Annotated in this window: 13 protein-coding genes and 1 tRNA gene; 6 read left to right on the top strand and 8 right to left on the bottom strand. The window is 60.6% G+C overall.

Going from position 1 to position 15,645, the window contains the following annotated elements; all coding sequences use genetic code 11:
- Positions 1–266 precede the first annotated feature (266 nt).
- Positions 267–641 carry a 2Fe-2S iron-sulfur cluster-binding protein gene (locus AC3EA7_RS00970; protein WP_488612153.1) on the top strand — a complete coding sequence of 125 codons (375 nt, stop codon included), beginning with the start codon at positions 267–269 and terminating at the stop codon, positions 639–641.
- 120 nt (positions 642–761) lie between these two features.
- Here AC3EA7_RS00970 and AC3EA7_RS00965 read toward each other — a convergent pair whose 3' ends face one another.
- From AC3EA7_RS00965 to AC3EA7_RS00955, 3 genes are all read right to left on the bottom strand, one after another.
- Complete coding sequence (locus AC3EA7_RS00965) at positions 762–1,208, bottom strand: HEPN domain-containing protein (RefSeq protein WP_488612152.1); 447 nt, start codon at positions 1,206–1,208, stop codon at positions 762–764.
- Complete coding sequence (locus tag AC3EA7_RS00960; RefSeq protein WP_488612151.1) at positions 1,208–1,696, bottom strand: nucleotidyltransferase domain-containing protein; 489 nt, start codon at positions 1,694–1,696, stop codon at positions 1,208–1,210. The genes AC3EA7_RS00965 and AC3EA7_RS00960 overlap by 1 nt, the downstream gene beginning before the upstream one ends.
- Before the next feature lie 75 nt (positions 1,697–1,771).
- The gene (locus AC3EA7_RS00955) at positions 1,772–4,336 is read right to left on the bottom strand and encodes a DEAD/DEAH box helicase (protein ID WP_488612150.1); all 2,565 of its coding nucleotides are present in this window, start codon (positions 4,334–4,336) and stop codon (positions 1,772–1,774) included.
- A 164-nt stretch (positions 4,337–4,500) separates the two neighbouring features.
- Between AC3EA7_RS00955 and AC3EA7_RS00950 the strand changes: the two genes are divergently transcribed.
- Complete coding sequence (locus AC3EA7_RS00950) at positions 4,501–5,298, top strand: hypothetical protein (RefSeq protein ID WP_488612149.1); 798 nt, start codon at positions 4,501–4,503, stop codon at positions 5,296–5,298.
- Positions 5,299–5,383: 85 nt separating this feature from the next.
- Positions 5,384–6,040, top strand: a complete 657-nt coding sequence (locus tag AC3EA7_RS00945; protein ID WP_488612148.1) for a pyrimidine 5'-nucleotidase — start codon at positions 5,384–5,386, stop codon at positions 6,038–6,040.
- Between the two features lie 45 nt (positions 6,041–6,085).
- Here the strand turns inward: AC3EA7_RS00945 and AC3EA7_RS00940 are convergent, their stop codons facing one another.
- A complete protein-coding gene (locus tag AC3EA7_RS00940) occupies positions 6,086–6,952 on the bottom strand; it encodes a prohibitin family protein (RefSeq protein ID WP_488612147.1) in 867 nt (288 codons plus the stop codon).
- 532 nt (positions 6,953–7,484) lie between these two features.
- Between AC3EA7_RS00940 and AC3EA7_RS00935 the strand changes: the two genes are divergently transcribed.
- A complete protein-coding gene (locus tag AC3EA7_RS00935) occupies positions 7,485–9,206 on the top strand; it encodes a choice-of-anchor Q domain-containing protein (protein WP_488612146.1) in 1,722 nt (573 codons plus the stop codon).
- Between the two features lie 14 nt (positions 9,207–9,220).
- Here AC3EA7_RS00935 and AC3EA7_RS00930 read toward each other — a convergent pair whose 3' ends face one another.
- On the bottom strand, positions 9,221–9,610 hold the full coding sequence (locus AC3EA7_RS00930) for a DUF3592 domain-containing protein (RefSeq protein WP_488612145.1): 390 nt from the start codon (positions 9,608–9,610) through the stop codon (positions 9,221–9,223).
- A 15-nt stretch (positions 9,611–9,625) separates the two neighbouring features.
- A complete protein-coding gene (locus tag AC3EA7_RS00925) occupies positions 9,626–11,716 on the bottom strand; it encodes a thioredoxin domain-containing protein (RefSeq protein ID WP_488612144.1) in 2,091 nt (696 codons plus the stop codon).
- A 194-nt stretch (positions 11,717–11,910) separates the two neighbouring features.
- Here AC3EA7_RS00925 and AC3EA7_RS00920 point away from each other — a divergent pair, with 194 nt between their 5' ends.
- Together AC3EA7_RS00920 and AC3EA7_RS00915 are read left to right on the top strand one after the other, a co-directional pair.
- The gene (locus AC3EA7_RS00920) at positions 11,911–12,390 is read left to right on the top strand and encodes a hypothetical protein (RefSeq protein WP_488612143.1); all 480 of its coding nucleotides are present in this window, start codon (positions 11,911–11,913) and stop codon (positions 12,388–12,390) included.
- A 59-nt stretch (positions 12,391–12,449) separates the two neighbouring features.
- Complete coding sequence (locus tag AC3EA7_RS00915; RefSeq protein WP_488612142.1) at positions 12,450–14,162, top strand: proline--tRNA ligase; 1,713 nt, start codon at positions 12,450–12,452, stop codon at positions 14,160–14,162.
- 223 nt (positions 14,163–14,385) lie between these two features.
- Here AC3EA7_RS00915 and AC3EA7_RS00910 read toward each other — a convergent pair whose 3' ends face one another.
- Together AC3EA7_RS00910 and AC3EA7_RS00905 are read right to left on the bottom strand one after the other, a co-directional pair.
- The gene (locus AC3EA7_RS00910; protein WP_488612141.1) at positions 14,386–15,429 is read right to left on the bottom strand and encodes a methyltransferase domain-containing protein; all 1,044 of its coding nucleotides are present in this window, start codon (positions 15,427–15,429) and stop codon (positions 14,386–14,388) included.
- Positions 15,430–15,505: 76 nt separating this feature from the next.
- Positions 15,506–15,580 (bottom strand) — tRNA-Met (locus AC3EA7_RS00905).
- Between the last annotated feature and the right edge of the window lie 65 nt (positions 15,581–15,645).

Below are 15,645 nucleotides of genomic sequence, written 5' to 3'. Positions count from 1 at the left end.
GTCAGGGCGGGTCAAGAGGAACGCGAGCGATACCGGCGCAGCGAGAGGCAAGCCAGCTACCGTAAGGGCGGGTCTGAGACCCGCCCTTACGGTGTCCAAGATCAGGAGAACAGGTCGGGCAGCAATGCATGCGTCGCTTGCGGTCAACTCATGACGGCGCCCTTTGCCAGGACTCCACCTGGCGCACGGTTTCCGGTCTGCTACATGTCGTGTATCATGGTCGGGTATTCGCAGGCTTTCTGAAACATCTGGAGGATGGAGCACACATGCCGAAGATCACAGTTGCGGGTAAAACGGCTGAATGGAGCGCAGACAAGCGGTTGGTGAACGCCATCGAGGATATGGGCATCAATATCGGGCACCGGTGCGGCGGTCAGGCGCGCTGCACGACGTGCCGGGTCACGTTTGTTTCAGGCGAACCCGATACCATGACCACAGCCGAATATCAAAAACTGAGCGAGCGTGGTCTGCTCGGTCAATACCGCCTCTCGTGCCAGATCCTCTGCACCCACGATATGGAAGTCGAGCCGGAGATGACGCTAGAGAACCAGGAAAACTGGAGCGACACCGGTCCACGCCCGGCGGACACGGTCGAACCGGCGGCGGAGTGGTTCCCTAAATCGACGTTTGGGGCATCCTGATGTAGGTGAGGGCGAAGGGTGACGGTCGCATAGATGTGCGCTGCCAGCGACTCAGGTTATGTGTGGGGGCGCCGCGATGTGATCGTCACCAACAGATCGCATTTTGGATGATACAGAGACTCACTCCGCTTCGTCACTCGCCTTTTGCGCCCCGCTGAGAATTGCCTCCGCCAACGCCACGCTCTCTTCAGCCAGGACGAGCGCCTGGGCAGCGTCGTCTTCGTCGAACAGATCCCAGGGTGTCCGCCCGCTGGTCTCATCGCCATAATCTGTTTGAACGTGGACATCGAACCCCAATTCCTCAGCGCATTCAGCCAGGCGCTGAACACGAGCGACGTGTTCGGGAGAAAAATGACCTGCTGCCAGCGCTTCGCGCAGCAAAGGCGCGGGGTTGTGGGTGCGCCCAAGAGGAGCGAGCAACGCAAGGACCGCTTTCGCAGCGTTTTCGACCGCCAGTTGTGCATTGTCCACTGCTGAACGCCAGCGTTGAAGCTGAACATCCTGGCGACTTTCAGCGAGAAAGCCCCGCGCAAGGTTGAGACGGTAATGAGCGTGACCAGAAGACATTACGATGTCTCCTCCCATCCCAACAACCAATACAGACCAGGCGGTTGCTCCCACTGCCAGACCAGATCGCGTCCTCGTCGCTCTCGCCGCAGCCCTTTGCGCTGGATCAACCGCTGCACCGCCTGCAGCCTCGTCTGCATATATCCCTGCGGATCGTACAGAATGCGACCATCGAGCGCAATATCAAGGTAGAGGGGAGGCAGTGTCGCCTCGAACTCAGCCGGAGTCTTTGCCAGTATCGATGTTCTACCACGCCATGCAGGAGGCAGCATGCGTTTCAGCAGCCGGTAACGTTCCAGCAGACGCTCAGGAAGGTTTCGGGCGATAATGAGCACGTCCCAGTCGCTTGCCTCATCTGCTTCGTTCCGGGCGCGAGAGCCAAACAGGACAACTGAAATCAGGTCGTCGTCCAGCGCTTTTTCGAGCGCAGCGACAACCTCGCCAGGCGCAGCACGATCGAGGGCGGGCAACTCTGAAGCGACGCTCATGTTCCAATAAACCTTTCAGATAGCTGCCGTTCTTGAATAGTAGCACACTTTTGAGCAAGTCTGGGACAACCAATGTTATCGTTGCAGGGCATTCGCTTCTGCTTCGATCATCGCCAGCGCCGCTCTGCTGGCATCATCGCTGATGGACGTGCGCCCGGTTGCAATCCGGTAGCGCAGCGCCACCAGCACGGCAGTGCGGCGCACCCCCGGCGGCTCGCTGCGCGCGCGCGCCAGTTGTCGTTGTAGATCTTCAATCAATGCCGCGCCGGTCGCATTTTTATCAAAAGCACCGGGCAGCGGCGGCGTATGCCCGGTCAACAGCGCCGCCAGCGTCGCCGCGCCAATCTTCGATAGATGCTGATTGGCGTTCCCGCACTTCGGCGACTGAATGCACGCCGGGCATCCCTCACTGCACGGACAGTCGATCAGTAACCGCCAGGTCTGCTCCCACCATTGCGCCGCCTGCTCATACCCGACTTCGGCGATCCCCACGCCTCCCGGCACACTGTCGTACACAAAGATCGTTGCAGCGCCGGTGTCGGGATGCGCATCGGTTGACAGCCCGCCAATGTCGGCGCGGTCGCACTGCGCGAAGAGCGGCAGCAACCCGATAGCCGCGTGCTCCATCGCGTGCAACGCATCGAGCGCATCGTCGCACACCTGCGCAACCTGGCGGCAGATGGGGTCGGGGATTGTCCACCAGACCGCGATCGTGCGGAATGTCTGCGGCGGCATGGTCAGATCATACTCTCCGATCACCTCGTCGGTGTAGTGCCGCTTGCGTTTATAGCCGACAACCTGGCGCGTCACGTCAACCACTCCCAGCGCGAGGGTCGCCGGTCCGACCTGGCGCTGCTGGCGCACCTGCTGCACGGCAATGGAGGTTTCGTCGATGGTCCGGGTATAGTATTCGACCCGCGCGCACCGCGCCAGCGCCTGCCGGGATGTCAATTCTGCAACGACATACGTATCGCCCTGATGCATGTAGACAGCGCCGGGAAAGACCTCGAACGGCGCACGGGTGGCGGCGATCTGCTCGATCCGGCGCCCCGAGTCGCTATCGATCAGGTCGATCGGATCACCGTCGGCGCTGCGGATGTTCACGTGTGCGGCAGGGCGGGCAGCGCCTGCATACGCTGCGCGACCGTCTGGCAGCGCCGTCACTTCGCCGCGTCGCAGCAACCAGTCGCGCAATCGGGCGAACGTTGCGCCGAACCAGATCTCATCGGCGTCGTGCAGCGGCAGTTCGGCAGCGGCACAACGCAACTGATCACGCAGAATGTACGGGTTATCCAGCGCGACACGGGCATGTTCATGCGGACGGCTGAAAAACTCCGCCGGATGCCGCATATAAAACTGGTCGAGCGGGTTGTCTTGCGCCACGAGCGCTGCCAGGCTCTTCCCCTGGGAACGTCCGGCGCGCCCCGCCTGCTGCCAGGCGCTGGCGATCGTCCCCGGAAAACCGCCGATCACGACCGCATCGACGCCGCCGATGTCAACCCCCAATTCAAGGGCATTGGTTGAGACCAGCCCGCGCAGGTCGCCACAGGCAAACGCCTGCTCCAGGCGCCGACGATCTTCGACCGTGTATCCGGCGCGATACGCAGCGATCTGTTCGGTCCACAGCGTTGACGACCGTTCTCCAGGAGCGCCGTTTTCCAGCGTCTCGCGCGCATAGCGCAGCACCAGTTCCGCGCCGCGCCGGGTGCGCGTAAACGCCAGCGTCTTGACGCCGGCGCGCACCAGAGTCGCCAGGAGATTCGCCGTTTCGGCGTTTGTGCTGCGCCGTTGGCCGTTTTCCGGCAGCAGGGTGCGCATCCACGCCGGCACGCGCTGATTGTCGATCACCGGCGGATTCCAAAACAGGAAGGCGCGCTCTCCCTGGGGCGCGCCATCATCATCAATCACCTGCACCTCATCACCGACGAGCGCTGCCAGATGGTGCTGTGGATTGGCGCTGGTCGCCGAGCAGCAGATAAACTGCGGCGCACTGCCATAGTAAGCGCACAATCGCCGTAGCCGCCGCATGATCAGTGCGACATGCGTGCCAAACACGCCGCGATACGTATGCGCCTCATCGAGCACCACATAGCGCAACCGCGCCAGAATCCCCTGCCAGCGCGCATGATCGGGCAGCAACGTGCGATGGAGCAGATCAGGATTCGACAGGATAATGTGCGCCCTGGCGCGCACTCGGTCGCGTGCAGCGCGCGGCGTATCGCCATCGAGGGTCGCCGCCGTCACTGTTGGACCGCCGGCCGCTTTGAGCGCATCAAGGAGCGCATTCAGCGCACGCAACTGGTCGGCGGCGAGCGCCTTGGTAGGAAAGAGAAACAGCGCACGTGCAGCGAGATCGGACAGCGCCGCTTCAATCGTCGGCAACTGGTAGCAGAGAGTTTTCCCCGAAGCCGTCGCCGTCACGATGCCGATGTGATGACCGGCGCGAGCAGCCTCGAGCGCAGCTGCCTGATGCGTGTAGAGGCGGGAAATCCCGCGCGCAGCGAGCGCAGCGGCGAGCGGCGGCGGCAGCGGCGCGGATGGTTCAGCATAGCGCGCGGCGCGCGCAGGCAAACGTTCAACGTGTGCAATCTGGTTGTTGTAACCGCGCGCGCCGCGCAGGAGTGCGACAAAGTCGGTCATAGCGTAATGATCGCATGAAGGAGAACGCATGTCAAATCCAGGCAGTACGATGCCCATTCGTGCGATAGCGGATCGTAATCAGCCTCATGCGCGTTTGCGTTGGTTATCATCGGGTCTTAACATACCATCAACGCATAACTTAATATTTCCATTCAGGCAAAGCCATGATGCTTCTACCACGTTCTGCACCCATCAATGATCGAGAGGTCGCTATGAGCCGCGTCTGCCCTCGACCGTGCCCGTTCGTGCAGCGCCACCGCTACAATCTGATCCGACTCCGCGATCACCTTGCCGAAGGTCACCGATGCGCCGACGCCTGGATAGCGCTGGCGCACCTGGTGCGCGAACCCTGGCAGCGCCTGGACTGCCTGGAGCGCGCATCCGCCATTGATCCTGACGACCAGAACCTGCGTATTGCTTACCTGGAGCACTATGTCGTGCTGCACCCGGAGGACGCGCTAGCGGCTGAGGAATGGCGGGAGGCGAAGGCGCGCCGCGTGCTGGAACACTACAAACCGCGCATCTTCCGTCATCAAGACGCCTCACAACCAATCGGCGTCATCCTGCGTGCGCTCCGCGCCATCAACGATGCCGATCTTGAAGTGGCGCTGGAAGAGCAGGACCGACTCCGCCGCCTGGGAAAACCAATATTCCTGGGTCATCTCCTCGTTCTGCGCGGCAAGACGGCGCCAGAGGCGCTGGCGCGCGCGCTGACGCTGCAAAGCCGCCTCCGCGCTGCCAGTGGTGCGGCGCCGCGAACCCTGAGCGAGTATCTGATTGCACAAGGGCACATCGATCCCAACCAACTGGAACACGCTCTGCTCGAACAGATCCGGCTCCGCGCTTCCGGGAAACACGAACCGCTTGGCGCGATTCTGCTACGCCACGGCGCAGTCGATGCCACGGTCCTGCAACGCGCCTTTCAGCAGCATATGCACGATGCGATGACGGCGTTTGTGTAATGAAGCGCCGGGTCTGCGCTGACGACTCGTTGCCAGAAAAACTGGTATACTACGAATGTGGCAGTATCCTGAACAGGACAACGCAATGACGCTCGCTGCAATTCTGTTCGACCTCGACGGCACACTCTATTCGCGCTCTGCCGGCATTCAGCATGCTCTCGACGAGCGCATGAACACATACGTGCAGCGAGTCACCGGATGCCCCCCCGACGAGGCGCCTGCACTGCGCCACTCCTGGTTCATTCGCTATGGAACAACGCTCGCCGGCTTACAGCGAGAATATCACATCGACGTCGAAGACTACCTGCGCGTCATTCACGACATTCGGCTGGACACGTTTCTGACGCGCGACAGCGAACTCGATGCGCTGCTCGATCAGATCGATCTTCGACGCGCGATTTTCACCAATTCACCTGCCGAGCATGCCGCGCGGGTGCTGCGTACACTCGGTGTTGCGCAGCACTTCCCGCTCATCTTCGATATTCGCTTCTTCGAGTTCCAGCCGAAACCGAACCGAATCGCCTACACCCGCGCCCTCGATGCGCTCGGCGTCGCTGCCGGCGATACCTTGCTGATCGAAGATACGCCACAGAACCTTCCCCCAGCGCGTGAACTCGGCATGCGCACCATCCTGATCGACGAACAGAGCAGGCTCAGTCCCGATGGCATCGTCGACTGTGTGGCGCCCGACATTCGCGCCGCGCTGCGTGTGGTGCTGAACGGGGGCGTTGGACGGATTTGAACGAATCCCGTAGGGGGCAGGTCTGAGACCTGCCCCCTACTGCCCCTACGGTGATGCTGCGGGTTCGGCCGCTGGCGCGGGCGCCGGCTCTTCGGCTGGCGCGCGCTGCGGCGCCGGCGCCCGGTCGCCGAGCACGTCGCTCGCCGGAATGTTCAACATCGGCAGAAGGCTATTCTCGCCGCCGACGAAGCGCGGCATGACGCCATCCCACCGCTCGATGAAGCGCAGTTGCAGCAGTTCCGCCGAAATGACCTCGCGCTGTAGACGCAACGCTTCCGCTTCGGCGCGCGCGATTTCCAGCCGCGCCTTTGCTTCGGCTTCCGCTCGTGCAACCTGCTGCTGCGCCTCGATGCGCGCCCGCTCTAGTTCACGCGCCGCGCGCAACGCATCCTGCTCGGCGACCTGCTTCGCTTCGATGGCGCGCGCGAATTCGGGGCTGAAGTTGAAATCGGTGATCGACACGCTCTCGACAATCACACCGCGCGGCGTCAACCGCTCGCTCAAGCCGCGCTGGATCAGATCCGACACCTCTGGACGGCGGGTGATCAACTCTTCCGCAGTAAAGCGCGCCGTTGCCGCCTTGATCGACTCCTGGATCGCCGGATCGACGACCCGCCGCTCATAATCGACGCCAATCTCGCGCACCAGCCGGTCCACCTGACCAGAATCGGGGCGATAGTTGATGACCACCTGTGTTGTCACCGTCTGCAAGTCACGCGATGCAGCGCTCGAGTTCGACTCGTACCGCTGGGTGCGCACCTCGACCACCGTCACGGATGTGATGAACGGCATGCGGAAATGCAACCCTTCTTCGAGCACGCCGGTGATTTCACCAAACGTCTTCAGTACGCCGCGTGTCCCGGCCTCAATCGTCGTGACCGCGTTGCTAACGAGAAAAATAGCAACAATCACGACTAAACTCAGGATAACCAACGCAGAGACCGACCTTCCCCGTGCATCGGGATTCTGAAACGCTCTTCCTTCCTGTCCCTGGCTCATCGCAAACCTCTTTCTAAGTACTCACACTCGCGTCTTATCTCATATGACACCAAAGCCCGGAGAGAAACCCTCCAGGCTTCTATCCACAGCATCACTGCGCTCTGTTACAGTATACCCAATTTTGATGCTGCGTGGATGGAAATAATGAGCAATTGCCAGACGATACTGAGATAACCCCGTAATCAAAATATCTTCCCTCTTACTACGACACTCGCATATAGTGCATATCGCAAACAGGAAACAGCGCGAGCAACCGAAGCGTAACACGGCTGCATCCGTGCTGTCACCCCTGGGAGCGCAGGCGTCTCGCCTGCATCAATCGTGCACCCCGAGAGCGCAGGCGTCTCGCCTGCATCGGTGTCCGAGGGCAATGCCCGCGCTCCCAGAAGAAGCGTGAACCGTGTACTCAGACCCTGACAATACGATCACTCACAGGAGAAGAGCCATGCGCATACTGCTGATCACAACCTTGCTCATCGTCACACTCCTTCCACCCACGCCAGTACACGCCGCCGGCGTCGTCGGCGATGGGACGCCGGGAAGTTGCACCCGCGATGCGTTGGCGGCAGCCCTGGCAAGCGGCGGCGAGATCCGTTTCAACTGCGGCAGCGCGCCGGTGACGATTCCGGTCACAGCGACGCTCGACATCCGCACAGCGGCAATTATCGATGGCGGCGGTCTCGTGACCCTCGACGGGCAGGGAACCACCCGTATTATGTATGTCAATAAACTCAGCGCCGGTACGAAACTGACGCTCCGAAACATGACGCTGACGAATGGAAAATCGAGCGGGTTCGAGCCATCGTTCGGCGGCTGCATCTATTCCCGTCACAGCGTTGTCGAGATCGACAACGTCGTGTTCAGCGACTGTCGGGCAGGGAATGGCGCTGCACTCTATGTGTATGGCGGCGCGCTAACGATTGATCGGAGCGCATTCGACCGTAATCAGGCGAGTGATGGCGGCGCCATCTATGCGCTTCAGGGCGGGCGCATCATTGCGCGCAGTTCGTCGTTTACCGCCAATACCGCCACCGGCGACGGCGGCGCACTGTTTATGGACAATTCGCCCCTCAAAGTTTCCAACTCGCGCTTCGAAAGGAATCAGGCGCAGGGAACGCAACAACGACCGAATGCCGGTCTTGGAGGAGCAATATACGGCAATAACCCCGGCGCCACCATGGCGATTACTGGCAGCCAGTTCCACGAAAACCGCGCCAAATTGCAGGGCGGTGCAGTGTTCGCCGATTACAATGCGCCCCTCACCATCACAAACAGCAGTTTCAGCAACAATCGATCAGACTCGCAAGGCGGAGCAGTCGGAACCTGGAAAACGCAGGCGTCACTGTCGGTCTGCACTTTTACCGGCAACTCCTCCGGCGGCGGCGGCGCGATTTTGAGCGGCGAAGCCACGACCATGTCCGTCAACCGTAGCGTTTTCACCCAAAACATTGCCGGACGTGATGGCGGCGCACTCTACAATTACACCGGACCGCTGACGGTCAACGACTCACACTTCGACGCTAACCGCGCCGGAACGGACGGCAGAGGCGACACCCGTGGCGGCGCCATCGTTAATTACCGTGCGCCGATGACGATCAACTCCAGCTCGTTCACCGGCAATAGTGTCGAGGGAAGCAACGGGTTCGGCGGCGCAATCGGCAATGCCGGCAGCGCGACCATCATCAACAGCACCCTGTACGACAACTCAGCAGAATATGGCGGAGCCATCTACGGCCTCCGCGACACACGCATAGTCAATACGACTATTGTGCGCAACCGGGGGACGAACGGCGCGAACCTGAATTGGGAACAAACCACCACGATGACGCTCAAAAATACGCTGATTGTGCACAGCGGCGGCGGACGCAGTTGCCGTCGCGCCGTGTCAACCAACGAAGGCGGCAATATGCAGGAAGGCGACACCAACTGCTTCCCCGGTCAACCGGCGGCATCTCTGGGGCTGAGCGCTCCTGCGATGCACGGAGGACCAACACTCACTATCGCGCTGCCTCCTGGCAGCCCGGCCATCGACGCCGGACGCGACTGTCCGCCTTTCGATCAACGCGGGTTCCCGCGCGTCGGCGCATGCGACAGCGGGTCCTTCGAGTTCGGCAGCGCAGCGCCAGATCTGCGCGAAGCGGCATTTCTGCCATTCGTCTCACGCTGAGGCAACAGCACCTTTCACTCGCGCTGCTTCTCCGCTTCGCCCGCCTGCGCCGCACGCGACTGATCGACGGCAGCCTTCGTTGTGCTGATATGGGAACGTTTTGCCGAATACATCACCTGGAAGGCGTCTCCTTCCTGCAGACGATCGTACTCTGAGGGGAAGACCGCTTCATTTTTCTGATAGGTCTTTCCCGAAGCATCACGATACTCATAGACCAGCCGATGCCGATTGCCCAGGCTGGCTAAGCTTCGATACTTGCGCACAACCAGCGCGTCTGTCTCCACGCCATCCGCCAGGATTTCCTGGAAGTGATACATGCGCTGAATGAAGCCAAATGCCATTAATCCGACAATGATGAGAGGAAGGGCGCAAAACAGGAGAATGAACAGCACTTCGCCACGCATCGCATGTTCCTTTCATCATTGTTGCAACTGCGCCGCCAGATCCGCAGGCGTGGTCACTGGCAACTGGCAGGCATAGTTCTGGCACACATAGGCCGTCGCCTTGCCGTCGATCGGTCCGCGCCCCGCGAGCAACGGCGACGGAATGCGCGGCGGGTTCTCACCAGGGCGCGCCAGCACGATCACCCGGTTCGGCAGAAACGGTTTCAACGCGACCGCCGCCAGCGCGCGCGTATCATCGGACTCTGGATCGCCAATCAACACAATTTCGCGCGGCTGGCTCAATGCAAATTCGGCAGCCGCCAGGTAGCGCCCAAAACCGGTCGGATAACGCTCCATAAAGGGAACCATTGCACCGAGTACGGTCAGCGCCCGCTTGCGATAGCGCGGCTCATCGAAGATCAGCGCCAGCCGCAGGAGCAGATCGGCAGCAGCCGAACCGCCGCTCGGCGTCGCATTATCGCCCGTGTCCCGCGGACGAATGACCAGTTGTTCGTGATGCGACCCGGTATCGTAGAACCCACCAATGCTGTCATCCCAGAAGCGCTCCAGCAGCGCATCCGCCAGTGCACGCGCTTCCAGCAGCCAGCGTGAATCGAACGTCGCCTCATACAGCGCCAGCAATCCATCCGCCAGCAGCGCATAGTCCTCCAGGAACGCAGGGGTCGGATTGGCGACGCCTTGACGCCAGGAACGCAGCAGTTCACCATCGGTGCGGCGCAATTCACGCAGAATGAACTCTGCGCAACGCACTGCCGCCGTTCGATACTCCTCACGATCCAATACAACTGAACCAAGCGCAAACGCGCGCAGTGCCATCCCATTCCAGGCAGTCAACACTTTATCATCGAGAGCCGGCTTTGGACGATGCTGACGCACCTCGAACAGCGCCCGGCGACCACGTTCGGCGATGGCTTCCACGCGCTCGACCGGCATGCCCATCACGCGCGCCGCTTCTGCGGAGGAACGTCGCACATGGAGAATATTCTTGCCCTCAAAATTGCCACGCTCCGTCACCCCATACAGCGCCGCAAAAACAGTTGCATCCGCACCGAGCGCCTCCCGGATCTCGGCAGGCGTCCAGACGAAAAACGCTCCCTCATGCTTGTGCGTTGCATCCGGTGTCGGCAGTGAGTCGGCGTCCTGCGTGCTGAAGAACCCGCCGTCTGGATGCTGCATCTCGCGCAGCATATACTCCAGCGTTTCCCCGGCGATGCGGCGATAGAATGTGTTGCCGGTCGCCTGAAACGCCTCCAGATACACCCGCGCCAGCAGCGCATTGTCGTACAGCATTTTCTCGAAGTGTGGCACGAGCCATTGCGCATCGACGCTGTACCGGTGGAAACCGCCACCAATCTGATCGTACATGCCGCCTTCCGCCATTGCCCGCAGCGTCTTCTCCAGCATCTCCATCCCTCTGCCAGTGCGCACTGCATAGCGGAGCAAGAACTCCAGCGTCATCGGCTGCGGAAACTTGGGCGCATCTCCAAAACCGCCATGTGCCGGGTCGAACGACCGCTGCAAACCCACGAATGCAGCATCAAGCACCGCAGGCGTGAGCATGCCGCCAGGCATCTGCATGCTGGCTGCTGCCCGCATCCGATCAACCAGATCACGCCCACGCGCCAGCAGGTTATCGCGGCGGGTCGCATATGCCTCGGCGACCGAGCGCAGGACACGTCGGAACGATGGCATCTGCCAGCGATCTTTGGGTGGAAAGTAGGTTCCTGCAAAGAACGGCGCGCCATCAGGCGTCAGAAAGACCGTCATCGGCCACCCGCCGCTGCCGGTCAACGCCTGCACTGCCGTCATATAAATAGAGTCGACATCCGGCCGCTCCTCACGATCGACTTTCACATTGACGAAATACTGGTTCATCAACGCGGCAGTCTCGTCGTCCTCGAACGACTCGTGCTCCATCACGTGGCACCAGTGGCACGCCGCATATCCTACACTGAGCAGAATGGGCTTATCCTCCGCCTTTGCGCGCGCAAACGCCTCCTCACCCCACGGATGCCAGTCAACCGGGTTATACGCATGCTGCAACAGGTATGGACTCGTCTCGTTGATCAGGCGATTCGGACGCCTGGTTCGCTCACTATTCGCCATGCTCGCTCACTCCCTCACACCAACGACTGTCAGAAACTCATACCGGTCTCAAGTCTACCACAACTTCACGCAAATCCACAGGTTCTGTCACACCATTGTCAACTCCACAGCGCCGATCCCCCGTGCTATACTCAACCTGTCACCTGGGAAGATCGGAAATGTGCGTATCCGTATGTTCCCGGAGGAGGAAAGCAATGCAATCGCTCGAAACCTGGCTTGGTGCGCGTGGTTATATACTGGCGCAAACGCTCGACCGGCAACGCGACGTGATTTGTGAGCAGGTCACGCGCAAACTGGCGACCAGCTACCCCGATCTCTGTCCCAACCTGCCGGCGGAAGACCCCGAACTCTCACAGCAAATGATGTTCCAGCAAACACCACATCGTTTCCACACCATGCTGCTGGCGGCGCTCCGCTTTGGAACGCTGGCGATCATTGAGCGAGAATATCGCTGGCTCTGGGGGATTGTGCAGCGTTTTGGCGTCGAGCGTTCTCACTTACTGCAACAGGTGCAGTGGTACTTCGAAGCCGCAAAGTCATGCGCTTCGCTTTCGCTCGAAGATCGCGCCTGGCTCAGCGTGCTCGAATCAGCCATTGAACAGATCATTGTGAACGTGACCGCCACCCCGCGGCAACAACCATCTTATCCTCGTATGGTTGCACATCCAGTGTGATCAGGGTGGTTTTCGCAGCGAAAGCCTCATAAGCATTCCCCTAGAAAGGCCACACATATATGCGCATGTCATCGCTGTTCGGGCGTACCCTGCGCGAAACGCCCGCCGATATCGAGCATCCGTCATTGCGCCTGATGATACGCGCAGGGCTGGCTCGCCTTTCCGCAGGCGCCATGGTGTTCCTGACCATCGGTGCGCGCGCCATGCACCGCCTCGAGACGATTGTGCGCGAGGAACTGATAGGCATCGGCGCGCAAGAAATCCACCTGCCGCACTTCCGGACGACCTCCTCTCCAGATCGCGCACCGAACGGTCCTTTACCCGACTCTTCAACCCTGCACTGTACGGATCAATTCGGGCGATCCCTGATATTCGCTCCTACGGACGCAACCATCATCGCCAGCCTTGCCGCCGGCGAGATTGCCTCATATCGTCAACTGCCTGCGCTGTTGTATCACATACACCCTGTCTATTGCGGAAACAGCCGCTCATCGTGGTTGCGAGAAAGCGTCGCGCTCACCGTTTACGCACTCAGCAGCAGCGCCGCTGAATTGGAAGAGACGGGCGCTCGAGTGCATAGCGCCTTCGAGCGCCTATTCCGCCGCTGCGACATTCACCTCATATCGGCGGAAGCAGGCGCCAGTGAAGAAAGCGGTGGCGCCGCACGCGCATATATCGCCATCTCGAAGTATGGCGATACCGATGTCATCATGTGCGATTCATGCGGCTATGCTGCCGTTCAGGAAGCGGCACGGACGACAATCGGCAACGCGACCACAGCATCAATGGCAGGAGATGAAACGGATCCGGCGGAAGAAATCGCCACCCCGAACTGCACCACCATTGCCGATCTGGCACGTTTTTGCGGCATCCCCGAGTCGGCGACCGCCAAAGCGGTTTTCTTCAATTCGCCCGAACGCGGGCTGATCTTCGCGGTTATCCGCGGCGATCGCGACATCAATCCACGGAAACTCTGCATCGCCGCAGGCGTCTCGACCCTCACGCCAGCGCATCCCGAAGAGATCAATGCAATCGGCGCAGTTGCCGGATACGCCTCACCGGTCGGGTTACAGAGGCGCACGTCCGACCGGCTCCTCATCGTCGCCGATCCATCGGTGACAACCGGATCACCGCTGATCGCGGGCGCCAACCGTCACGGCTACCACCTGCGCAACGTCGTATACGGGCGCGACTGGCGCGCCGACCTTGTGGCAGACATTGCCCTCGTGTGTGCTGGAGATCCCTGCCCCCACTGCGGTAATTCTCTCCTGCAAACAACCGGACTCACTAACGGCGGCATCATGCGCTACGACACTCGTACCTTCGGAGCGACATTTCTTGATCGAGAAGGGATCACACGCTCGATTGCGATCGCCTCTTTCAGAATCGATCTCGAACGAATGCTCCTGACGGCTATTGAACAGCATTGCGATCAGTCAGGAATCGTCTGGACGCCAGAAACGGCGCCCTTCGACATTCATCTGATCCGTCTCGGCAAACACGACGCAACTCGCCAATCCGCCGACGCGCTCTATGAAGAACTCATGGCGGCGGGGATCGCCGTTCTGTACGATGACCGCGATGACACTGCCGGCGTCAAGTTCAACGACGCCGACCTCATTGGCTTGCCGCTCCGCCTGGTCATCGGCGATCGCTTTCTATCTGACGGCCTGGTGGAAATCAAACAACGCGCAACTGGCGTCATAACCAAAACACCACGACACGAGATTGTCACGGAAGTGCAGAAAGTGCGGGCGCCGCCGGGCGAATGATGAGTATAAGAACCAAGAACCAATACCAGGTGACGGTCAGTCAGACAAGATGGTCGCGCGCCTGGTTCGCAAGGCGTAACGAACCACAACATGCGCGGTCAGTCGTGGACGCAGACCGCGCCCTGGCATCAGCAGCCCCGGAGGGGCTTTCATGTCCTCAGCGAGGGCTTCAGCCCGCAGCGCCCCGCGCAGTATTACACGAATGACCGCGTATTCGTATCAGCTATACAGCCGGCGCCGTTGTACGCAAAGCCAAGTAGACACGCGGCGTCATCCCGCCGGTTCGCACCCGCACGACATTCATGAGCATCCAGAGACCGGCATATTGATCGAACACCCGTTCGATCAGGCGCACCTCGTGGGTCAGCAGACACATCCTGGCGCCGGGCGCCGCCACCCGCGCAGCTTCGGTGATCAGGCGGGGATAGAGCGTTTCGTTATCACGATGTGAACCGATCAACTGGCCAAACGGCAGATCGGCGCAGAGCACATCAACAGAGCCGGTCTCAAGAGACAACGATGTAGCGTCCCACTGCTCAAGTCGCACTGCTTTTGCGAACCCTGCCGCCTCCAGATTGCGTTGCGCACACCGCAGCGCCTCCTGATCCAGATCGCAACCAATTGCTCGCCGCGCCGGGGCGAGGAACAACCGCTCGATCAAGAGCGTTCCAGAGCCACAGGCAAGATTGAGCACGCAATCAGTCGCAGCGGGTTGTGTCATTCGCATCATGGCAGACGCAAGCGTCGCATTGAGCGATCCGGGCCAGTTGCACACCCGCCATTCACGGGTTGCGAGAGGGCGCGGCGACAATCGCACGAGCACCTCCCAGCCATGATGTGATGCCGCGCGACGCAGGCGAATCAGGAGATCACCCCCATCCGACGCCGCAGTCAGACCTGTATGATGCGCGAGGGTCTCTCTAAGCCGGGTCAGAACCGACGAGTCTTCGCCGGCTGCGCTCAGTCGCAGCGTGTGATACTGTTCAGGCCGACCCAGAGAACGCACCATATCCAGTGTTCTGAGCAAGCGCGTGAAGTGTTGATGCCCCAGTAATGCGCGCGGGCGCGGCACATCAAAGGTGACGACCAGATACGCTGCCAAAACGGAGCGCAACCGGAGCAGTGATCGCAGTTCACCGGCATACAACATCCGTATTCTGGCCGGGTGCAGTACCGCCGAGGAGCAGAGGCGACCGAAGCGTTCGCGTATCTCATCGAGCGCATATGTCTCCAAGCCTTCAAGCACATCACATTCAATATCGAACATAAGCGACATTTCTGACGGTAGAAATAAAAAAGTACAGGCGTGTACAATAAAGTACACGCCTGTACTATCCGGTATGTGGTAGCGGCGGGTGGATTCGAACCACCGACCTTCGGGTTATGAGCCCGACGAGCTGCCACTGCTCCACGCCGCGTTGATTCGGCGCACGGACCTACTCTCCCGGCGGGCGTCCCGCCAGTACCATCGGCGCTGCCGCGT

The organism is Roseiflexus sp., from assembly GCF_057785375.1.
This window is presented reverse-complemented; position numbering and strand designations above follow the sequence as displayed.